We start from the raw sequence: 20,142 nt of genomic DNA, 5'->3' as shown, positions 1-20,142 counted from the left end.
CCGGAGGGCGGATGCCGCGCGGTGGATCGTCGTATAGTCTGATTAATCAGATTATTGACGGTCGACGCGCAGCACGCCAGGCCGTCCTCGACACGAAGGCGACGGAGCCGCGCGGCAGCGGCTCCAGGAAGGGGCACCGATGCCTCACGCTCTCCCGGCCGATCCGGCCACGGTCCACGCGGCCGCGACCCACGCGGTCACCGTCCTGGCGGCGGAACCAGCCGGCACCGAAGCCGTCGACCCGTCGGGGCCGGTCGCGCAGCTGATCATCGCGGCGATCATCGGCATCGTCGTGATCATCGCCCTCATCACCTGGCTGAAGGTGCACCCGTTCATCGCGCTCACGATCGGGGCGCTCGGCGTCGGGATCGGCGCGGGTCTCGCTCCGGACAAGGCGGTGACGAGCTTCGGCAACGGCTTCGGTGCGACGATGACGAGCGTCGGCATCCTCGTCGGCCTCGGGTCGATGTTCGGCAAGATGCTCGTCGACTCCGGTGCGGCCGACCGCGTGGTCGATACCCTCGTGCGGAGGTCGTCGAAGGCGGCGCTGCCGTGGACGATGGCCCTGATCGGCGCACTCATCGGCCTGCCGATGTTCTTCGAGGTCGGCCTCGTCCTGCTCATCCCGATCATCGTCCTGGTGGCGAAGCGCAGCTCCGTCCCGATCATGAAGATCGCCGTGCCCGCCCTCGTCGGGCTCTCCACGATGCACGCGTTCGTGCCGCCGCACCCCGGCCCGCTCGTCGCCATCTCGACGGTCGGTGCGAACCTCGGCACGACGCTCGCCTTCGGCATCGTGCTCGCGATCCCCGTCATCGTCCTCGCCGGCCCGGTGTTCGCGCGCTTCGCGGCCCGCTGGGTCGACATCCCCGCGCCCGACATGTTCGGGTCGCGCGGTTCCGACGCGGGTCCCGTCGGCGACGACCCGGCACACGCGGGTCGGGAGGCGCGGCGCGGCCCCGCCACGCAGGACACCGCATCCCTGCCCCACGGCAAGAGCGACTTCACCCGCGTCATCAGCGAGCCGCGCAGCCCGTCCTTCACGGTCGCGCTCGTCGGCATCCTGCTGCCCGTCGTCCTGATGCTCGCGCAGGCCATCCGCGAGGCCACCGTCCCGGACGCCTCGGGCTCGTGGGTCAGCCTGCTCGACTTCCTCGGGTCGCCGATGATCGCGATCGGCATCGCCGCCGTCTACGCGATGATCTTCTTCGCCATCGGCGGCGGCATGGACCGTTCCGCCGTGTCGAAGTCCCTCGAGAGCGCCCTGCCGCCGGTCGCGGGCGTCCTGCTCATCGTCGGCGCCGGCGGTGGCTTCAAGCAGGTGCTCATCGACACCGGGATCGGCGGGGTGATCGCCGACGCCGTGAAGGACTCCGGCATCTCGGTGCTGCTCGTCGCCTGGGTGGTGTCCGCCCTCGTTCGCGTCGCCACCGGGTCGGCCACGGTCGCCACCGTCACGGCCGCGGGCATCATGGCGCCGATCGCGCACGACCTGTCCTCGCCGATGACCTCGCTGCTCGTGCTCGCGATCGGCGCCGGGTCGGTCTTCCTGTCGCACGTGAACGACGCCGGGTTCTGGCTCGTGAAGGGGTACCTCAACACCACGGTGGGGCAGACCTTCAAGACGTGGACGATGCTCGAGTGCCTCATCTCGGTGTTCGGCCTCGCCGGGGTCATGCTGGCGGGGGTGTTCATCCATTGAGCGCCGACACCGCACTCGACGCCCGCGTCCTCGTGGTGATGGGGGTCTCCGGATCGGGCAAGTCGACCGTCGCCGCGATGGTCGCCGAGCAGCTCGGGTGGGACTTCGCCGAGGGCGACGCCATGCACCCGCAGGCGAACGTCGACAAGATGCACGCCGGCACCCCGCTGACCGACGAGGACCGCTGGCCCTGGCTCGACGTGATCGCGGCGTGGATCCGGTCGCACCTCGACGGTGGCACCCCCGGCGTGGTGACCTGCTCGGCGCTGAAGCGCTCCTACCGCGACGTCCTCCGGGCACCCGGTGTGGTGTTCGTGCACGTCGCCGGCGACGGGTCCCTCATCGAGGACCGGATGTCGAAGCGCTCCGGGCACTTCATGCCGACCTCGCTCCTGCAGTCCCAGCTCGCCACCCTCGAGCCGCCGCAGGACGACGAGGCCCACATCACCGTCGCGGCGGACCGGACCCCGCAGGAGGAGAGCGCCGAGGTCATCGAGCGGCTGGCGCTCCGCCGCTGACCATCGCGGCCGCGGCGGCGGCGAGCTGACGGTTCGACGTCGCCGCGGTCCCGTCCTCGAGCACGGAGGTGTCCTCGAGGCCGGTGCGGATCGCGTGCCCGCGGGCGAGGGCACGTCGGCTGACCTGCCACGACGCAGCGCCGATGCCGTGGTGGAGCTGGGGGAGCGTGACACCGGCGGCGTCGAGCATCGACTCCAGCTCGGCGTCGAGCGCGAGGGCGTCGTCGACGTCCTCCACGAGGGGCTCGACGACCACCCGGACGAACCGCTCGTGGCGACCGGCCCGGACGAACCGATCGGCGTCGGAGACACTGAGCAGGCACGCCTCGATGCCGACGCCGCGCCGCGCGAGCACCTCGCTCACGTCGTCGATGCCCGCTTCGCCCTGGTTCGCCGCGACGAGGTCGGGCAGTTCGGTCCACGACGACACAAGGTCGAGGCGTTCCCGCGGGTCCGGCACGATCGCCGCGAACGTCGTGACGTTGACCGGGATGCCCGGACACGCCGCCCGCACCGCGCGCAGCATCCTGCCGACTGGACCGGCGGCGAGCGACTCGTCCCCGTCGTCGTCGAACGCGTGCAGGTGCAGCAGGCTGGCGCCGGCGGCGACGCAGGCCGCGGCGTCCCGGGCGATCTCGTCGGCGGTCCGGGGCATCGCCGGGTGGGTGGTGTCCCCGTTCAGCGCGAGTTGCAGGTCGACCATGGTCCGAGCCTACGGATCACGGTGGAGGCCGGGCGCGTCAGGCCTCGGTGACGCGGCCGGCCTCGACGCGCCACTGCCGGTCGAGGCGGACGGTCTCGAGCATGCGGCGGTCGTGCGTGACGAGGAGCAGGGTGCCGTCGTACGAATCGAGGGCCTGTTCGAGCTGCTCGATCGCGGCGAGGTCGAGGTGGTTCGTGGGCTCGTCGAGCACGAGCACGTTCACCCCGCGGGCCTGCAGGAGCGCGAGGCCGGCGCGTGTCCGCTCCCCGGGGGAGAGCGCGTTCGCCGGACGGCCGACGTGGTCCGCCTTCAGCCCGAACTTCGCGAGCAGGGTCCGGACGTCGGCCGTCGTGTACTCGGGCACGATCGCCTCGAACGCGTCGGCCAGCGGCTGGTCACCCGTGAAGGCCGCGCGTGCCTGGTCGATCTCGCCGACCGCGACGCTGGACCCGAGCGACGCCGTGCCCGTCGTCGGCGCCTGCTTGCCGAGCAGCGCCCGGAGGAGCGTGGACTTGCCGGCACCGTTCGGACCCGTGATGCCGATGCGGTCACCGCCGTCGACCTGCAGGGAGACCGGCCCGAGCGTGAAGTCGCCCTGGGTGAACGTCGCGTCGGACAGGGTCGCGACGACCGCCGAGGACCGGGGCGCGCTGCCGATCGTGAACTCGAGCTGCCACTCCTTGCGCGGCTCCTCGACCTCGTCCAGCCGGGCGATGCGGGACTCCATCTGCCGGACCTTCTGCGCCTGCTTCTCACTCGACTCGGAGGCGGCACGGCGGCGGATCTTGTCGTTGTCGGGACTCTTCCGCATCGCGTTCCGGACGCCTTGGCTCGACCACTCGCGCTGGGTCCGGGCACGGGACACGAGGTCGGCCTTGGTGGACGCGTACTCCTCGTAGGCATCGCGCTTGTGCTGCCGTGCGATCTCGCGCTCCTCGAGGTAGGAGTCGTACCCGCCGCCGAAGAGCCGGTTGGTGGACTGCGCGAGGTCGAGCTCGAGGACGGCGGTCACCGAGCGCGCCAGGAACTCGCGGTCGTGGCTGACGAGCACGACACCGCCGCGGAGGCCCCGGACGAAGCCCTCCAGCCGGTCGAGGCCGTCCAGGTCGAGGTCGTTCGTCGGTTCGTCGAGCAGCACGATGTCGAACCGCGAGAGCAGCAGTGCGGCGAGCCCGACGCGGGCCGCCTGCCCGCCGGACAACGCGGTCATGAGCGACTCCGGCCCGACGCCGTCCTCCTCCGACCCGACGGCCAGGCCGAGGTCGGCGAGCACGACGGGGATGCGGTCGTCGAGGTCGGCCGCGCCTGCCGCGAGCCAGCGGTCGAGCGCCGCCGAGTAGGCGTCCGCCGCGGCGTCACCGGCGTCGGGGTCGCCGAGCGCAGCGGCTGCGGCGTCCATCGTCGCGGTGGCCTCGGCGCACCCGGTCCGCCGGGCGATGTACGCGGCGACGGTCTCACCCGCGAGGCGTTCGTGCTCCTGCGGCAGGAAGCCGACGAACGCGTCCGTCGGTGCGAGCGACACGGTGCCGGCCAGCGGCTCGTCCACCCCGGCGAGGAGTCGGAGCAGGGTCGACTTGCCGGCGCCGTTCACCCCCACGACGCCGATGACGTCCCCCGGGGCGACGGTGAGGTCGAGGGAGTCGAAGAGCGTGCGTGCGGCGTACCCGCCGGAGAGTCCCTTGGCGACGAGCGTGGCGGTCATGCCCCAATCGTCCCATCCCCGCGGCGGACCATCGACCGGAGCGGGGCCGGGTCAGCGGTGTCGCGTCAGTCGAGCGTGATCGTCCGACCGAACCGACGGGTGACCGGCGGGGCGGCGACGACGGCGGCGAGGGCGTTCGCCGCACCCTCCGGCGTGCCGCGCCAGGCGACGTAGGCGTCGTGGGCCTCAGGCGTCGTCCAGCGCTCGACGACGACCACCCGCGACGGGTCGGTGTCGTCGACGAGGACCTCGAGCGACTCGTTGCCGGCGAACGCACCGGTCTGGGCGAGGGTCTCGCGGATCGCGGCCTCGGTGGTCTCGGTGGGGAGGTCGCTCCGGAGCTGGACCTCGAGCAGGACGGTCATCGACATGGTGCACCTTTCGTCGTCGTTGCCGGATGCAACCGCACCCGGCAGCGGGGTGTTCCGGACTCGCCGTCGACCGGTGCGGCGGGGTGGAACCGATCCGGTCGTCCCGGACACTGCAGGGTATGGACAGCGGGGACTGGGCGATGGCGCTCGAGGGTGACGGCGAGGCGTTCGGGCGGGTGTTCGACCGGCACCGCCACCGGGTGCAGCGACACTGCATGCGGCTCGTGCCGGTCGACACGGACGCGGCCGACTCGGTCGCGATCGTGTTCCTCGAGGCCTGGCGGAACCGGGCTCGGGTCCGGCTGGTCGACGGGTCACTCCTGCCGTGGCTGCTCGTCACGGCCACGAACGTCGCCCGCAACCAGACCCGTGCGGCCCGGCGGTACCGGGCCGCGCTCGACCGGTTGCCACCACCCGAACCCGTCCCCGACCACGCGGACCGGGACGACGACGGGGACGCCGTCCGGGCGCTCCGGCAGCTCGGGCACCGCGACCAGGAGATCATCACGCTGTCGGTCCTCGAGGGCTACAGCGAGCGGGAGATCGCCGCCGCACTCGGCATCGCGCCGGGAACGGTGAAGTCGCGCCTCTCCCGCGCACGGACCCGCCTCGCCGCGGCACTGACCGCGAACGGGCCCACGACCCAGCCGGCCGTCGAACGGAACGGAGCACGATCATGAGCACCTCCACGAACAGGGACACCGACGACCGCGACCGGGCACTGCGGGCGTTGCTCGTCGACACGGTCGAGCGCACGCCCCGGCGGCGTCGACGGTGGCGAGCGGCGACGATCGCGGGAGCGGTGGTGTGCGTCCTCGGTGGCGCCGCCGCCGGTGGTGCGATCACCGCGGCGGCGAGTCCGGACCCGGCCGCCCTCGGGGCGCAGAGCCAGGCCGCGACGGTCGTCGGAGGGTCGGGCGCGACGTACCTGCGGGTCGTCGGCAGCCCGGTCGGGCGGGTCGGGTCGTCGGACGAGACGATCTCGGTCGGACGCGCTCCCGCCCGTGCCGACACGTTCACCTGGGTCGCCACGTGTCGCACCGGGAGAGGCGAGATCACCGAGCGCGGGTCCGGGGTCGACGGGGGCAAGGCGTCGTGCGCCGCCGGGTCGCACGTCACGGGCTCGTACGCGGCGTCGGAGATCGCCGGGCACCGGATCCGGCTCAGCGTGGACGGGGACCTCGGGTGGACGCTGTCGTACGGTTGGCTGCGCACACCCCCGATGCCCGCGGCGAGCGCGGCGCAGGACCAGGCGACCGAGGACGGCGTCGTCACCCGGAGCGAGTACCTCGCGGCCTTCGACCGCCTGCAGGGGTGCATGACCGCCCGGGGGGAGTCGCTCGGTCGGATCCCGAGGTCGTCGTTGTTCGTGGCGCCCGTGGCCCACGACGCGTACGTGTTCGACTGGTGCGACGCGTCGGAGTGGTCCGCGGTCGACTTGCTCTGGCAGAACGAGCACCCCGCCCCGTCGTCGGACGACGACTCGTGGGGATGGCAGCCGTACGACCCCGCGGCCGATCCGAAGTACGCCGGCTGAGTCAGTCGAGGACGCGGAAGCGGACCGCGTCGCCCGGTCGGAGCTGGGCGGCGCGGTCGACCGACGCGGGGGTGAGCACCGCGACGACGGGGTAGCCGCCCGTGACGGGGTGGTCGGCGAGGAACAGGACGGGGTGGCCCGTCGGCGGGACCTGCAGCGAGCCGGTCTCGACGCCCTCGCTCGGCAGCTCGCGGGTCACGGCGCGGACGAGCGGCCGGGCAGCGGTGGTCCGCACGCCGACCCGGTCGCTGTCGGGGGTGACGTGGTGGACCTGGCCGGCCAGGACCGTCCGCCAGTCCGGGGTGAACCAGTCGTCGCGGGGTCCGGCGGTGACGTCGAGCACGACCGCCTCGCCCGGTGGTGACCAGCGCGGCGGGGCGACGGCGTCGACGAGCGGCCAGGCACCCGCGGCGTCCCCGATCGGCAGGACGTCCCCGATCGTGACGGGAGGCGGACCGAGGCGCGCAAGGGAGTCCCACGAGCGGCTGCCGAGCACGGGTTCGACGGCGAGGCTTCCGCGGACCGCCAGGTACGTGCGCAGTCCCGCGGTGGCAGTACCCACCCGGAGCACGTCGCCCGGTGCGAGCGTGACGACCTCGAAGCAGGCCGCGCCGCGGACCCGGCCGTCCGCGGACTCGACCGTCACCGGGCAGGGTGCGCCGGTCAGGGACGCGACCACGTGCGCGTCCGAGCGGAGCGTGACGGAGCCGAGCAGCGCCTCCAGGACCGCCGCGTCGGGACGGTTGCCGACCAGCCGGTTGGCGAGTGCGGCTGCCCCGCGGTCGGCGGCACCCGCGGCGCCGAGGCCCGTGTCGCTGAACCCGGGCCGGCCGAGGTCCTGCGTCGACGTGCCGGGGCCGACCTGCAGGACGGTGAGGGTGCTCATGCTCGGCCGGCGTCGACGAACCGGATCCGGGTGCCGGCCGGCGCGAGCGCGGGCCGGTCGCGGTCGAGCGACCACATCGCCACGTCGGTGCGGCCGATGAGCTGCCAGCCGCCGGGCGACGCTCGCGGGTACACGGCGCTGAACTCGCCGGCGAGGGCGACGCTGCCGGCGGGCACGGACGTGCGGGCGCTGGTGCGTCGGGGCAGGTCGAGCGACGGGGCGGAGCCGGTGAGGTAGCTGAAGCCGGGTGCGAAGCCGCAGAACGCGCTCGTCCAGGTCTGGCCGGTGTGCCAGGCGACGAGCTGGGCGGCTGTGGTGCCGACCAGTGCGGCGACGGTGTCGAGGTCCTCGCCGTCGTAGACGACGGGGATCGTGGTCACCTCGCCGACGTCGGCTCGGGTGGGCACGACGGGTTCGACGGCCTGGAGGCGCGGTGCGAGTCGCGAGGGATCGGTGCGTTCCGGGTCGAAGCGGACGAGCAGCGTGCGGGCTCCGGACACGAGTTCGGTCACGCCCGGCACGCGCTCGGCCTCGAGTCCGGCGCGGAACGCGGTGACCTCGGCGAGCGTCCCGAAGGTCACGAGCACCGCGCGGGTACCCGCACGACGCACGTCGAGGGCGGGTCCGGCGTGCTCGGCCGGCGCGCTCACGGTGTGGGGGCGAACGGGGTGGTCGCGACCCCGTGCCGGTCGAGGAGCGCGCGGATCGCCCGGGCCATCGCGACGGCGTCGGGGGAGTCGCCGTGCACGCACACCGAGTCCGCCCGGACCGGGACGACCGAGCCGTCCACCGCGGTCACGGTGCCGTCGGTGACCATCCGGAGGACCCGGTCGGCGACCGCTGTCGGGTCGTGCAGGACGGCGCCCGGACGGCTGCGCGGGACGAGGGACCCGTCGGGTTCGTACGCCCGGTCGGCGAAGACCTCGGACACGGCGCGGAGCCCGTGCGCGGTCGCTGCGCGGAGGAGCTCCGAGTCCGGCAGCGCGAGGACCGCGAGGGACGGGTCCACGTCGGCCGTGGCACGGACGACGACCTCGGCCTGGACCGGGTCGGCGCAGGCGGTGTTGTACAGGGCGCCGTGGGGCTTCACGTACGTCACCGCGGTGCCGGCGACCCGGGCCGTGGCGAGCAGGGCACCGAGCTGGTGGACGACGTCGGCGTAGAGCGCGTCGGGTGTGACCTCGACCGCGCGACGACCGAACCCGACGAGGTCGCGGTAGGCGACATGCGCCCCGACCGCGACGCCCCGTTCGGCGGCGAGGCGGCAGGTGTCGAGCATGATCGCGGGGTCGCCGGCGTGGAACCCGCAGGCGACGTTCGCCGAGGAGACCACGTCGAGCATCGCCCGGTCGTCGCCCATCGTCCAGGCGCCGAAGCCCTCGCCGAGGTCGCTGTTGAGGTCGATCGTCGTCACGCTGTCAACCTACCGGCGGGGTCCGTCACGAACGGTGGACCACCACCGGGCAGGACGCGTGCTGTGCGCACTCCTGGGTGACCGAGCCGACGAGCAGCCCGCGGAACCCGCCGAGGCCACGACTGCCGAGCACGAGGAGTGCGGCGTCGCGGCTCGCGTCGAGCAGGACCTCGGCGGGGCGGCCCTCGACGAGGTCGGACGTGACGTCGTCGTCGTCGTCGATGAGGTCCTCGGCGGCCTCGAGCGCGGGGGAGGCGGTCGCGAGGGCGTCCTGCTCGGGGGACCAGTGGTCGAACGGGGGTTCGTCGCGGTTGAGGGCCTCCGGCCACTGCCACGTCGTGATCGTCCGGACGGGGAGCCCGAGGCCGCGGGCGAGGGTGATCGCGAACCGCAGGGCGCGCCCGGACTCGGGGGAGCCGTCGACGCCCACCACGACGGCCCCGCCGGCACCGGACGCACCGCTGCCGTCCGTCCCGGTCGCCGCTCGCCCCCGGTCCACGAGCACGGGGCACGTCGCGTGCTGGATGCAGGCAGCGCTCACCGAACCGAGCAGCAACCCCCGGAACCCACCGCGTCCGCGGCTGCCGACGACGAGCAGTCCGGCGTCGGACGCGGCGTCGAGGAGCACCTCCGGCGTACCGCCCTCCGCCGAGCGGGTCGTGACCTCGACGGGGAGCGGGCCGTGTCGCTCGACGAGGTCGACGGCCTGCTGCCGGATCTCCTCGGCGTCGTGCAGCGGTGACCAGCTGTTCGCGACCGGCAGGGTGCTCCAGGTGATCGGCCACCGCCAGGACGTCACGACCTCGACCGGGCTGCCGAGTCGTGCGGCGAGGCCGAGGCTGCGCTCGAGCGCGGCGTCGGCCGGCTCCGATCCGTCGTACCCGACGACGATGCGTCCGATGGCTGCTGTGCTCATGTGCCCGTGCTCCCTGTGTTCCCTGTGTTCTCGGTGTTCCTCGTGCCGGGGATGTTCCCCCACGTGAAGGCGATGACGAGCTGGACGATGCCGGAGACGATGAGGACGCCGCCGACCACCGCGACGACGAACACCGCGCCGAGTGCCGGCAGCGTGATGAGGACGAGTCCGCTCACGAAGCTCAGTGCGGCCGCGACGACCGTGAGCGCTCGGTGGCCGGTGTCCGGCGCGTAGAGCAGGGTGATGCCCTCGAGCAGCCACGCGAACCCGATGGCGAAGGCCAGCCACCGAGCGCCGACGGGCGGGTGCACGATGGCGAAGACGCCCGCGACGACGACGAGCACGCCGACGACGACGAGCGCGACGCGTCGCCAGACCGGCGCCCCGCCCGGGACGGCGCGCACGAGGAGCGTGCCCCCGGCGACGACGAGGTAGATGCCGAACACCCAGACCACGGCGACGAGCGTCGCGTGCGGGAGCAGCAGGGCCGCGATCCCCGCTGCGAGCGCGACGGCGCCGAGGACCGCGACGGCCGTCCGCAACCGTCGGTGCGGAGCACGGTTTCCTGACATGGCGTCCACGGCGTCCACCGACCTTCCCTGCAAGGTGCTTCCTGGCCTACACCCCTCGACGGTGTGCCGGTCCGGGAACCGGCGACCGCGATCCGTCCCGGTACGGTCGAGGGCACGACCGACGACCACGACTGCGACTTCTGCGCCGCCCTCGCGGCCGACTCCTTCGAGGTCGTCGTCCGCGGCGACCTCGTCGTCGCGGTCCTCGACCGGCACCCGATCAACCCGGGGCACCTGCTCGTGCTGCCGCTCCGGCACGCGACCGACCTCGCCGCGCTCGACACCCGCGAGGTCACCGAGCTCGCCCTCGTCGCCCAGCGCGCCGACCGTGCACTGCGCCAGGTGCTCGGCGCGGCCGTCGAGGGGACGAACCTGGTGATGTCGAACGGCTCCGTGGCCGACCAGGGCGTCCCCCACGCACACCTGCACGTCACTCTGCGCGCCTCCGGGGACGGGTACGAGTTCCGCGAGGACACGAGCCGGTACCCGGTGGCGCCGCTCGACCCCGCCGACCGCGCGGCGATCGCGGCGCACATGCGCGACGGCTGAGTCGCACGCGGCGGCCCCGTATCCTGCGACGGTGGAAACGACACAGCCGTCCGGCACGACCAAGCGTCGCGTGGAACTCGAGATCACCCGCCCGATGCTCACCTGGTTCGCCCGACCGACCGTGACGATCGACGGCGTCGGGCACCCGGCGCAGTGGGGGACCGGCACGTGGGCGGTCCCGGACGACGGCGGCACGGAGATCGGCGTCTACCTCTACAACCGCGTGTGGCGCTTCGGCGCAGCCACCAGGACCGTGACCGCGACCGACGTGTCGCTCGTGTACCGCGCCGGACCGCTGCCGGTCGGCGCCGGTCGGATGGCCCCCGCCTGAGCATGGCGGGCATCACCTACCCGAGGCCCCTGGTCGCCGGCGGGCGCGTCGAGGTCCCCGCACCGTCGATGGGCGTCCCCGAGCACCTGCACGGCCGACTGCAGGACGGTGCGGACGCCCTGACGGCTCGCGGACTCAGCGTGCACGTGCGGCCGCACGCCACCACACCGGGGCTCGTCCCGGCCAGCGTCACCGAACGCGTCGCCGACCTGCACGACGCGTTCCGGAGCGCCGACGTCGTCCTCCCGCCGTGGGGTGGTGAGCTCGCGATCGAACTCGTCGGGTCGGTCGACTGGCACGCCCTCGCCGCCTCGCGCGCCTGGTTCGCCGGCTGGTCGGACATCTCGACCCTGCTCCTCCCGCTCACGACGATGACGGGCCTCGCGACCCTGCACGGTGCGAACCTGATGGACGAGCCGTACGAGCTCCCCACCGAGTTCGCCAGGTGGACCGAGGTCGCAGCGCTCCCAACCGGCGGCACGGTCGAGCAGCGCAGTGCCCCGCGTCGTCGCAGCCGCCCGTGGGGTGCGTGGGTCGACGAGGTCCTCGACCGCGACGGCGCCTACGACACCCCGACCCGCTGGCGCGCCCTCGACGGCGCGTCCCAGGTCGCGATCCGCGGACGCCTCATCGGCGGGTGCCTCGAGACCGTGTCACTGCTCGCCGGCACCCCCTACGGCGACGTCCCCGGCTTCGCCCGGCGGGACGCGCCGGAGGGCACGATCGTGTACCTCGAGGTCGCGGAGTCGAACGCGGTCACCGCGTTGCGGATGCTCACGTCGCTGCGGCTCGCCGGCTGGTTCGACGACGCGAACGGCGTCCTCATCGGGCGCACCGAGGGAGCGGCGGTGCCCCAGCTGGACCAGGACGAGGCCGTGCGGCACGCACTCGGCGACCTCGGCATCCCCGTGGTGCTCGACTTCGACACCGGCCACCAGCCGCCGCAGATGCCGCTGGTGAACGGCGCGCTCGCCGACGTCGTGCTCGACGGACCGGTCGGCAGCATCACCCAGCGGCTGGTCTGACGGACGGGAGGCGCGGTGCGGGCCCGACCCGCGCCTCCCGTCCGTCGGTGCGCACGCCGACCGGACGACCGGAGCGCCGTGCGCTCAGCGACCCTCGACCGGTAGCACGCCCGGAGGTAGGCTGACGTCGGCTCCGGTGGCCAGCCCCTGCATCCGGTGAACACCGACGAACGATCCTCTTCCGGTCGATCTCGATCCTTCCGCGATCCCTGGCAACGCAGGAACCAGGCCCCATCGCGCGATTGGAACATCGTGATCACGATCGAAGAAGCCAAGCGACTCGCCCGCGAGCTCAGCACCGGCACTGACATCCCGCACTCGAAGGTGCTCGAGGCAGCCGCCCACGCAGCAGGCCTCCGTGACTGGAACACCCTGGCCGCGTTGCACCACCGGCAAGACTCGGAGCAGCGCAGCGCGCCGAGGGTCATCCCGGTGTTGCGGGTGTTCGACCACGCGGTCGCCCGAGCCTTCTACTGCGACTACCTCGGGTTCGAGTGGGAATGGCAACACCGGTTCGAACCGGACCTCCCCGTGTACGCGCAGGTGTCGCTCGACGGCAAGGTGCTGCACCTGACCGAGCACCACGGTGACGCCACACCGGGAGGGGCCGTCATGCTCGTCGTCGACGACGTCGCCGCCTACCGGGACGTCCTGCTCGCGCAGCGGCACCCGCGGTCCCGGCCCGGCCTGGACTCCGACGATTGGGGACGGACGATGCTCGTCATCGACCCGTTCGGCAACCGGCTCCAGTTCTGGGAACCGAACGCGTCGTCGCGGAGCTGAGCTGCACCAGGACGAGGCCGTGCTCGACGGACCGGTCGGCAGCATCGCCCAGCGGCTGGTCTGACGGACGGGAGGCGCGGCGCGGGCCCGACCCGCGCCTCCCGTCCGACGGTGCGCACGTCCTCACCGAGGGCGCGGCTCGAGCGTCACCCACTCCTCGTCGCGGACGTAGCCGAGGGCGGCGTTCGCCGCTGTGATCGCGGTGTTCTCCGCGGAACCGCCGGTGCGGAACCGGGTGGTGCCCGCGTCCGCCAACGCGAGCACCGACGCAGCCTTGACCGTCTGTCCGAGCCCGCGGCCGCGCAGACCGGGGTACACGACCGTGAAGCGGGTCTCCGCGTGGGGCCCGTCCGTGTCGACGAACGTCATCGCGACGAGTTCGCCGGCCGGCGTGACCGTGCCGAACGCGGGCCTCGACGTCGTCGGGGTCGCTGCCCCGCGGTCGAGCGGCTCGTGCTGGGTCGCGACGCCGCCGGGGTAGTCGTGGGCCGTCAGCGCGTCGAGCCGCAGGACCGCGTCGACGTCGTCGGGACCGAGCGGCCGCGTCGTCCCGATGTCGGCGGTGCGGTCCACGAGCGCCTGCAGCCGCTGCCGGTCGATCCGGTCGGCGTCGAGCTGGGCGCCGAACGACCGGGCGGTGACGCTCCACCCCTGCGCTTCGAGTTCTGCGACCTCGGGCGCGTCCGCTGGCAACACTCTCGTTCCCCCCACGGCTCCGATCCTCGCACGGCCGCTCCGGGCGTGGTCGGTCGGACGCCGGTCCGTGCTGACGCCCCTGGTGCAGCCGACTCCCTCGTGGGAGCTTGGGACGATGCACCACCTGGACGTGACCCTGACCTGGCGCTCGAGCATCGGCGACGACGAGCTCGTGGACCTCACCGCGGCGCACGGAGGGACGCCCGAGCCCGGTTGGTGGGATCGGGTCCGCCCGCACTCGCTCGGCTGGGTCGCGGCCCGGGACACGCACGGGGCCCTGGTCGGATTCGTGAACGTCGCGTGGGACGGCGCCGACCACGCGTTCCTCATCGACACGAAGACACATCCGTCTCGTCAGCACCAGGGCCTCGGGACCGCGGTCGTCCGCTTCGCGGTGGACGCGGTCCGGGCTGCCGGCTGCGAGTGGTTGTTCGTCGACTACGGCGAGGACATGGTGCCGTTCTACGAGGGGGCCTGCGGGTTCTTCCCGACGCGCGCTGGACTCGTGCACCTGCGCTGATCCGGTGTCTCGGTCGTCTTGTGAAGTGCTCGTCGTGGGGCGTCATGGTCATCGCACTCGACAGCTGACTGCTCGGACGACCGACCTGGCTCGGTGGGAGCTCCTCCGAAGAGGCGCTCCTTCAACCACGAAGGATGTGCACGAGCAGCGACACTGCCACCACCACACCGCCGAGCACGAAACCGCACCCGATGAACCTCGACAACTCCGGGGTGAACTGACCTCCCCAGAACTCGCCTTGCACTTTCCGAGAGAACCGTGCGATCGGCTCGGGGAAGGTGAGCAGGACACTGCCCCAAGCAAGGCAGACCACGGCCGCCAGCCCGATCCACAGAGTGCTCACCAGGGGGACGCTACCCGCTCCGTCGTCGTGCAAGCGGATCGGTCGTCGAAAGTGCTGGAGTCAGCTGCTCGGCGGACCGCTACCGCTCGCCCGCGTGGCGAGCACGGAGCGCGCCGACGGTCACGACGACCGCCGGTTCGCACAGATGCCCGCCGACAGGACCCAGAACGACTGCTCGCTGAGCGGCTGTAGGCTCCACGCGAGCCCGTCCAAGGCGCATCTACCCGGTACGGGTGCGTCCTGCCCGCAGCACGGCGAGGGTGGCTGCCCGTTCGAGCCGGGCCGGGTCCGTAGGCCTCACTTCGCTGCGGGCGATGTCGGAGGCCACCAACAGCGTGGTCGCCGACCCGCGCGCCAGCGGATGGGGCAGCGATTGGTCGCCGACAGGCGTGGACGGCCCCGACCGATGATCCCGCTGTGGTTGACCTTCACCAGCTGGTTGCCTCCACGCGGTACGTTGCGGTCGTGCAGGTCGTCGAAGGCGTTTGCGTTTGGTGGAGTGACGACGACGGCTGGGGTGCCCTTCGTTCGGAAGCGCTCGAGTCTGACGTCTTCGTGCACTTCTCCGTCCTGGATGGTCCCGGCTTCCTCTCGCTGCGGCCCGGCCAGGCCGTGCGGTTCGAGGTGGAGCCCTACCCCGCCGGACAGGACGGGTACTTCTTCCGAGCGCACAGCGTCACGGGCATCTGATCACTGACCGATGGTCGAAGGGACGGCCGTGCGCGGACCGAGCGGCCCCCGTTCACGGTGCTGTGCGGACGGTCGAGCGCCGCTAGTGTTCGGGGACATCGACGTGAGGGAGGGCGCGCATGGCGAGCACGGATGTGGTGACGGGCACGATCGACCCACGGTGGGCGAGAGTCCGTCCACTGGTGTTCCGGACGATCATCGGTGCCGTCGTCGCTGCTGGCCTGGTCGGCATCGTCGCGGTGCTCCTCGGGGACTTCGGCCGGGTCGCCGTGCAACTCCTGCTGACCGTCGTCGTGGTCGTCGTGTTCGCGCTCCTGTCCTGGTACGACGCCGACGTGTCGTCGCGGCGGTCCGGGAGGTTCGCGTTCGCGAGCATCGTCGTCTCGCTGTACTTGCTCGTGACCGGCTTGGCCAAGGTCTGGATCGTGCCGGTCGACCCGCTCGGTGGGGACGGGATCTGGCTCGTCGGCGAACGGTTCATGCAGTGGATCGGCATCGTGTTCGTCGCACGCTTCGCGCTGCTGCACGTGCACCTGCTCCTCGTCATCCACCGGCGGTACCCGACCCCGCTTCTGCAGCTCGTCGCGAAGGCGACCGTCGGGGTGATCGCGCTCCTCGCCCTGCTGCTGTCGGTGCCCCTCCTCGCTCCCGACCTCGACCTCGCCAGCGGGTTCTGGCGACTGGTGTGGGTCGTGGTCATCCTCGACCTGCTCGGAACCGTCGTCGTGCCGCTGAGCAACGCGCTGTTCCGACCGCGTGACCACGACCGCGGGGGCCAGGGTGGGTCCTCCGCGCCGTCCGCAGCCGTGTGGCCACGACCGTCCTCGACGCCGGACGGTGCGGCCTCCACCACGCCACCGGTGGTGGAGCCCACGGCGACGTCAGGCTCGGAGCGGCACGCTGCAGCCGTTCCGCCCGTCGGCGAGTGGACGAGCGTGCCCGGACCTGCCGTCCCTCCAGCGGCATCCGGGCGGCTCGTCGACCACGAGGTGCCTCCGGCTGAGGCGGCCCGGTCGGCCCGAGCAGACGGCGCTTCGACGACCCAGGAAACGGCGCTGACGGTCACGGGCAGCGACGGTCTGCTCTACGAACGTCGACCGGATGGTGCCCGCGCGCTCGCGTGGCCGCGCTACGTCGACGGGACGCCGGTGCCGGCGGCGCCGGACGGCTCCCCGGACTTCAGCGGCGTCGCTCGCCCCTGACCCGCCGGCTCGACACCAGGTGACGAGGCACTCTGGGTGGAGCGCGACCAGCCGACGATTCAGACCTCTCCGAGCACCTTGCGCCAGACGGCCGTCAGCGTGGCGTACTCGTCGTCCGAGACGAGGTCGCGTACCCCGCTCGCGAGCACCGCGGATCGGACTGCTTCCTCGGCGCCCGCACGATCCCGGAGGTGCGCCTCCGATTGTCGCACCGCGCGTCCAGCCTCCTGCGCGGCCTCGATCTCCTCGACGCGTCCCGCTGCGCCAGCGGCCTCGAGCGCGTGCTGCCAAGCGGCCACGAGGTCGGCGTTCGTGACCATCCGCCCGTCAGCGCCTCCCTGGATCGCGAGGGAGGCACTCGGTTCCGGCAGCAGGATCGCCTCGTCGGCTTTCCACGCGATGTCGAGCGACTCTGCCTCGTCGGCGGTGATCTGCCCGGCTCGGTCGATCATTGCCTGCAGTCCGGCATCGCTGCTGTCGTTCGTCACGGTGTCCTCTCCGACCGCCGCGCTCGCGTGGTCCGATCCATCTTGCTGGCCGTCCCCGTCTCGCGCTCAGCCGCCACCCAGAGGAGTGCGGGCGGACGACCGGTCGGCCCGCAGCTGCGGGCTCCATCCGCATCACAATGGGAGGGTGGACACCACCATGGTCGACGACGCCTGGCTCAGCGCGGTGATGCGGAGCATCGGTGGAACGCCCACACGTCTCGAACCGCTCCCGGGCGGCACGGTCAACCACACGTTCCGCATCGAACGCGCAGGAGGCAACCCCGTCGTTCTCCGGTACCCGGTCGATCCGCTCCGTGCCGATGAGTTCCCAGTCGAGGCCTGGGCGGCGGACGCTGCCGCCCGAACGGGCATCGCCACCGCGGAACCCCTCGCTCACGGAGTGGAGGGCGGGGTTCGGTTCTCGCTGTCGACCTACGTCGCACCTGACGACCGCGCGGTCCTGCGGCCGTGGTCGTGGCTCGGCGCCTACGCCCGCACGGTCGCTAGGGTGCCCCTGCACGACGCCCCACTGTCCCTCTACTCCCGGTTCGGGAAGGACCTCGACACCGCGTGGGCCGCGCACCTCGACTACAACCGCACTTCCCTCGGGCAGGATGACGTGCTCTTCACGGACGGCGCCTACGAGCAACGAGCAGTCCTCGATCGCATGTTCGCCCACCTGGCCAGTGGGACCTACGAACACGGCCTGGCACACGGCGACCTCGCGCCACGCAACCTCATCTCCCAAGGCCCGGAGGTCCCACCCGTCCTGATCGACTGGGGCGGCGCCGAGACCGGACCAACGCCTTGGACCGACGCTCGGCGGGTCTTCGAGTGGTGCTTCATCGACGAATCGGTCGATCGGCAGGAGTACGACGACTTCGTGGAAGCCGCCGGTCTCGGCTCGGACCGGGCGCGGGATGAACTCGCGATGATGACCGCTCTGCACCTCGTCGACGTGACCCGCTGGGCGCTCGACAACCGTGCGGATCTGTACGCCGGGTACGTCCAGCGCTGTCGCGACGGCCTCGATGTGATCCAGCAGCTCATCCGGTAGCCGATCGGCTACCGAGACGGTTCCCGTTCGAGGCAGATGACGGAGGCGGGCACCGGACGAGTGGTCCGGCGCCCGCCTCGATGGTGGAGCTGTGCTCAGAAGAAGGTCGGCTCGCGGGGCGTGTAGGGCGCCTCGAGTGCGGCGATCTCGTCGTCGGAGAGGGCGAGGTCGAGCGCGGCAACGGCGTCGGTCAGGTGTCTCTCCTTCGTCGCGCCGACGATCGGGGAGTCCACGACGGGGTTCTTCAGGGCCCAAGCGAGGCCCACGGTCGCCATCGAGATGCCGTGGTCGGCCGCGATGCGCTCCACCGCGTCGATGATCGCTTTGTCGGAGTTCTGGAAGAGGGGTCGACCGAACTGGTCGGTGGCCGGTGTCGATGCCGCGCGGGAGCTGCTGGTGTCTCCCCAGGGCCGCGCGACGGTGCCGCCGTTCAGCGGCGACCAGATGAGGTTGCCGACGCCCTGGTCTGCGAGGAGGCCTTGCATCTCGCGCTCTTCCTCGCGCTGGAGGAGGTTGTACTGGTCCTGCATGGACACGAACTTCGTCCAGCCGTGCAGTTCGGCGGTGGTCTGCATCTTGGCGAATTGCCATGCCCACATTGACGAGGCGCCGATGTAGCGGACCTTCCCGGCCTTGATGACGTCGTGGAGCGCTTCCATGGTCTCTTCGACGGGGACGTCGGGGTCGTAGCGGTGGATCTGCATCAGGTCGACGTAGTCGGTGCCGAGGCGGGTCAGTGACCCGTCGACCTGTTCGAGGATCGCCTTCCGGCTGAGTCCGCCGCCGCCGGCGTTTTGTGACATGGGCCAGTAGATCTTGGTTGCGAGGACGATCTGCTCGCGCGAGGCGTACTCCCGGATGGCGCGGCCGACGATCTCCTCGGAAGTGCCGCCGCCGTAGACGTTGGCGGTGTCCCAGGTGGTGATGCCGAGTTCGACGGCCTGTTTGAAGAACGGTGCCGCGGCGTCGTCGTCGAGGGCCCAGGGCTGGAAGTCGTTGGGGGTGCCGAAGCTCATGCAGCCGAGGGTGAGCCGGCTGACCTTGAGGCCGGATGTGCCGAGACGGGTGTACTCCACGGTGGTGCTCCTTTGGAAGTGGGTGAGTGGATTCACCGTAGGTTCGTGATCTGCTCGAGTGGGAGCCACCAGCGTTAGCCCCCAGGCGGACGTCTGGGAGCGAACACCAGTGACTCCCACGAACCTTCGCCGCGGGTCTACCGTCGCGTTCATGGCCTCCGTGAACGATGTGCAGCAGTTCCTCACGGCGCTCCGTGCCCGCATCACACCGGAACGCGCTGGGCTGACGACCTTCGGCGGCGAGCGACGCGTGCCCGGTCTTCGCCGGGAGGAAGTCGCGCAGCTGGCCGGCGTCAGTACCGCCTACTACACGCGGATGGAACGCGGCGACCTCAGCGGTGTGTCCGAGTCCGTCCTCTACGCACTGGTCCGCGCGTTGCAGCTCGACGATGCCGAATCCACGCACCTGTTCGACCTCGCCCGCACGGCCGCGGGCGGTATCCGACGGACCCGCCAGGCGAAGCCGGCAGCGGCGGTGTCGCCGTTGGTGGTGCAGCTGCTCGACACGATGCGGGACGTGCCCGCGGTGGCGATGAACCGCGTGACAACCTCGGCGGCCTCGAACGCGCTCGGTCGCGCACTGTTCCCCGACCTGTTCCCCGCCGGCGCGGCACCGTTGAACGGCGCCCGGTACCTGTTCCTCGACGAGCGGGCGAAGACGTTCTATCCGGACTGGGAGACCAGCGCCCGCGAGGCCGTGTCCGCCCTGCGGCTCCTCGCGGGGCAGGACCCGACCGACCGTGCACTGATGGCGCTCGTCGGGGAGCTCGCGACCCGCAGCACCGAGTTCCGGACCTGGTGGGGTGGGCACACCGTCCGTACGCACGTGACGGGCACCAAGCGGATCAACCACCCGGTGGTCGGTCCGATGACGCTGTCGTTCGAGACACTCACCCTGCCGTCCAGCGACGGCATAGTGATCGTGACCTACCTCGCCGAGCCAGGCTCACCGTCCGCAGAGGCGCTGGGTCTGCTTGGAAGCTGGGCAATGCATCCCGCTGGTTTTCCCGGCAACTGATTGCCTCACTCCTCGACGGTTTGCTCGGCCCCGCGCGACGATC

Annotated in this window: 25 protein-coding genes; 13 read left to right on the top strand and 12 right to left on the bottom strand. The window is 72.0% G+C overall.

Going from position 1 to position 20,142, the window contains the following annotated elements:
- Nucleotides 1–139: 139 nt before the first annotated feature.
- Together WFH25_RS01750 and WFH25_RS01745 are read left to right on the top strand one after the other, a co-directional pair.
- Complete coding sequence (locus WFH25_RS01750; RefSeq protein WP_336696617.1) at nucleotides 140–1,702, top strand: GntP family permease; 1,563 nt, start codon at nucleotides 140–142, stop codon at nucleotides 1,700–1,702.
- A 38-nt stretch (nucleotides 1,703–1,740) separates the two neighbouring features.
- Complete coding sequence (locus WFH25_RS01745) at nucleotides 1,741–2,220, top strand: gluconokinase (protein ID WP_309780442.1); 480 nt, start codon at nucleotides 1,741–1,743, stop codon at nucleotides 2,218–2,220.
- On the opposite strand, the gene WFH25_RS01740 is transcribed toward WFH25_RS01745, so the two are convergent.
- The 3 genes from WFH25_RS01740 to WFH25_RS01730 form a co-directional block, all read right to left on the bottom strand.
- The gene (locus tag WFH25_RS01740) at nucleotides 2,192–2,923 is read right to left on the bottom strand and encodes a 3-keto-5-aminohexanoate cleavage protein (RefSeq protein ID WP_336696616.1); all 732 of its coding nucleotides are present in this window, start codon (nucleotides 2,921–2,923) and stop codon (nucleotides 2,192–2,194) included. The genes WFH25_RS01745 and WFH25_RS01740 overlap by 29 nt on opposite strands.
- Nucleotides 2,924–2,960: 37 nt before the next feature.
- Entirely contained in the window at nucleotides 2,961–4,625 is a 1,665-nt protein-coding gene (locus tag WFH25_RS01735; protein ID WP_336696615.1) for an ABC-F family ATP-binding cassette domain-containing protein, read from the bottom strand.
- Nucleotides 4,626–4,690: 65 nt separating this feature from the next.
- Entirely contained in the window at nucleotides 4,691–4,996 is a 306-nt protein-coding gene (locus tag WFH25_RS01730) for a putative quinol monooxygenase (protein ID WP_070416347.1), read from the bottom strand.
- Between the two features lie 119 nt (nucleotides 4,997–5,115).
- Here WFH25_RS01730 and WFH25_RS01725 point away from each other — a divergent pair, with 119 nt between their 5' ends.
- Both WFH25_RS01725 and WFH25_RS01720 read left to right on the top strand, forming a co-directional pair.
- Entirely contained in the window at nucleotides 5,116–5,676 is a 561-nt protein-coding gene (locus WFH25_RS01725; protein ID WP_336696614.1) for an RNA polymerase sigma factor, read from the top strand.
- Nucleotides 5,673–6,533 carry a hypothetical protein gene (locus WFH25_RS01720; protein WP_336696613.1) on the top strand — a complete coding sequence of 287 codons (861 nt, stop codon included), beginning with the start codon at nucleotides 5,673–5,675 and terminating at the stop codon, nucleotides 6,531–6,533. Before WFH25_RS01725 ends, WFH25_RS01720 begins: the two co-directional genes overlap by 4 nt.
- Nucleotide 6,534: 1 nt before the next feature.
- On the opposite strand, the gene WFH25_RS01715 is transcribed toward WFH25_RS01720, so the two are convergent.
- Genes WFH25_RS01715 through WFH25_RS01695 form a run of 5 tightly spaced genes read right to left on the bottom strand, consistent with a single transcriptional unit; the run spans nucleotide 6,535 to nucleotide 10,321 of the window.
- A complete protein-coding gene (locus WFH25_RS01715) occupies nucleotides 6,535–7,419 on the bottom strand; it encodes a biotin-dependent carboxyltransferase family protein (RefSeq protein WP_336696612.1) in 885 nt (294 codons plus the stop codon).
- Nucleotides 7,416–8,069, bottom strand: coding sequence for a 5-oxoprolinase subunit B family protein (locus tag WFH25_RS01710; RefSeq protein WP_336696611.1), 654 nt, complete (start codon nucleotides 8,067–8,069; stop codon nucleotides 7,416–7,418). The genes WFH25_RS01715 and WFH25_RS01710 overlap by 4 nt, the downstream gene beginning before the upstream one ends.
- The gene (locus WFH25_RS01705; RefSeq protein WP_336696610.1) at nucleotides 8,066–8,833 is read right to left on the bottom strand and encodes a LamB/YcsF family protein; all 768 of its coding nucleotides are present in this window, start codon (nucleotides 8,831–8,833) and stop codon (nucleotides 8,066–8,068) included. Before WFH25_RS01705 ends, WFH25_RS01710 begins: the two co-directional genes overlap by 4 nt.
- Nucleotides 8,834–8,858: 25 nt before the next feature.
- A complete protein-coding gene (locus tag WFH25_RS01700; RefSeq protein ID WP_336696609.1) occupies nucleotides 8,859–9,749 on the bottom strand; it encodes a universal stress protein in 891 nt (296 codons plus the stop codon).
- The gene (locus WFH25_RS01695) at nucleotides 9,746–10,321 is read right to left on the bottom strand and encodes a DUF308 domain-containing protein (protein ID WP_336696608.1); all 576 of its coding nucleotides are present in this window, start codon (nucleotides 10,319–10,321) and stop codon (nucleotides 9,746–9,748) included. The genes WFH25_RS01700 and WFH25_RS01695 overlap by 4 nt, the downstream gene beginning before the upstream one ends.
- Nucleotides 10,322–10,384: 63 nt before the next feature.
- On the opposite strand from WFH25_RS01695, the gene WFH25_RS01690 reads away from it, so the two are divergent.
- The 4 genes from WFH25_RS01690 to WFH25_RS01675 all read left to right on the top strand — a co-directional run bounded on the left by WFH25_RS01690 (nucleotide 10,385) and on the right by WFH25_RS01675 (nucleotide 13,009).
- A complete protein-coding gene (locus WFH25_RS01690) occupies nucleotides 10,385–10,870 on the top strand; it encodes an HIT family protein (RefSeq protein WP_336696607.1) in 486 nt (161 codons plus the stop codon).
- A 31-nt stretch (nucleotides 10,871–10,901) separates the two neighbouring features.
- Nucleotides 10,902–11,201, top strand: coding sequence for a hypothetical protein (locus WFH25_RS01685; RefSeq protein ID WP_229085629.1), 300 nt, complete (start codon nucleotides 10,902–10,904; stop codon nucleotides 11,199–11,201).
- 2 nt (nucleotides 11,202–11,203) lie between these two features.
- Nucleotides 11,204–12,226, top strand: a complete 1,023-nt coding sequence (locus WFH25_RS01680; protein WP_092386842.1) for a S66 family peptidase — start codon at nucleotides 11,204–11,206, stop codon at nucleotides 12,224–12,226.
- A 252-nt stretch (nucleotides 12,227–12,478) separates the two neighbouring features.
- Nucleotides 12,479–13,009, top strand: a complete 531-nt coding sequence (locus WFH25_RS01675; RefSeq protein ID WP_092386844.1) for a glyoxalase superfamily protein — start codon at nucleotides 12,479–12,481, stop codon at nucleotides 13,007–13,009.
- A gap of 123 nt (nucleotides 13,010–13,132) precedes the next feature.
- Here the strand turns inward: WFH25_RS01675 and WFH25_RS01670 are convergent, their stop codons facing one another.
- Complete coding sequence (locus WFH25_RS01670) at nucleotides 13,133–13,720, bottom strand: acetyltransferase (protein WP_336696606.1); 588 nt, start codon at nucleotides 13,718–13,720, stop codon at nucleotides 13,133–13,135.
- Nucleotides 13,721–13,820: 100 nt separating this feature from the next.
- Here WFH25_RS01670 and WFH25_RS01665 point away from each other — a divergent pair, with 100 nt between their 5' ends.
- A complete protein-coding gene (locus tag WFH25_RS01665) occupies nucleotides 13,821–14,225 on the top strand; it encodes a GNAT family N-acetyltransferase (RefSeq protein ID WP_336696605.1) in 405 nt (134 codons plus the stop codon).
- 121 nt (nucleotides 14,226–14,346) lie between these two features.
- On the opposite strand, the gene WFH25_RS01660 is transcribed toward WFH25_RS01665, so the two are convergent.
- Nucleotides 14,347–14,568: a hypothetical protein gene (locus WFH25_RS01660; protein ID WP_092386858.1), complete on the bottom strand. Its 222-nt coding sequence runs from the start codon at nucleotides 14,566–14,568 to the stop codon at nucleotides 14,347–14,349.
- Nucleotides 14,569–15,033: 465 nt separating this feature from the next.
- Between WFH25_RS01660 and WFH25_RS01655 the strand changes: the two genes are divergently transcribed.
- Together WFH25_RS01655 and WFH25_RS01650 are read left to right on the top strand one after the other, a co-directional pair.
- Nucleotides 15,034–15,258, top strand: coding sequence for a cold-shock protein (locus WFH25_RS01655; RefSeq protein WP_309888744.1), 225 nt, complete (start codon nucleotides 15,034–15,036; stop codon nucleotides 15,256–15,258).
- 119 nt (nucleotides 15,259–15,377) lie between these two features.
- The gene (locus WFH25_RS01650) at nucleotides 15,378–16,460 is read left to right on the top strand and encodes a hypothetical protein (RefSeq protein WP_336696604.1); all 1,083 of its coding nucleotides are present in this window, start codon (nucleotides 15,378–15,380) and stop codon (nucleotides 16,458–16,460) included.
- A gap of 59 nt (nucleotides 16,461–16,519) precedes the next feature.
- Here the strand turns inward: WFH25_RS01650 and WFH25_RS01645 are convergent, their stop codons facing one another.
- Nucleotides 16,520–16,948 (bottom strand): hypothetical protein, encoded by a 429-nt coding sequence (locus tag WFH25_RS01645; RefSeq protein WP_336696603.1) that lies wholly within the window; start codon nucleotides 16,946–16,948, stop codon nucleotides 16,520–16,522.
- Between the two features lie 145 nt (nucleotides 16,949–17,093).
- Here WFH25_RS01645 and WFH25_RS01640 point away from each other — a divergent pair, with 145 nt between their 5' ends.
- Entirely contained in the window at nucleotides 17,094–18,005 is a 912-nt protein-coding gene (locus tag WFH25_RS01640) for a phosphotransferase (RefSeq protein ID WP_336696602.1), read from the top strand.
- 95 nt (nucleotides 18,006–18,100) lie between these two features.
- On the opposite strand, the gene WFH25_RS01635 is transcribed toward WFH25_RS01640, so the two are convergent.
- Entirely contained in the window at nucleotides 18,101–19,081 is a 981-nt protein-coding gene (locus WFH25_RS01635; RefSeq protein ID WP_336696601.1) for an aldo/keto reductase, read from the bottom strand.
- 151 nt (nucleotides 19,082–19,232) lie between these two features.
- Here WFH25_RS01635 and WFH25_RS01630 point away from each other — a divergent pair, with 151 nt between their 5' ends.
- Nucleotides 19,233–20,099 (top strand): helix-turn-helix transcriptional regulator, encoded by an 867-nt coding sequence (locus WFH25_RS01630; RefSeq protein WP_336696600.1) that lies wholly within the window; start codon nucleotides 19,233–19,235, stop codon nucleotides 20,097–20,099.
- Nucleotides 20,100–20,142 lie beyond the last annotated feature (43 nt).

The organism is Curtobacterium sp. USHLN213 (genome assembly GCF_037144815.1).
GTDB lineage: Bacteria > Actinomycetota > Actinomycetes > Actinomycetales > Microbacteriaceae > Curtobacterium.
The sequence above is the reverse complement of the archived record's forward strand: the minus strand, read 5'-3'. Positions and strand labels throughout refer to the sequence as shown.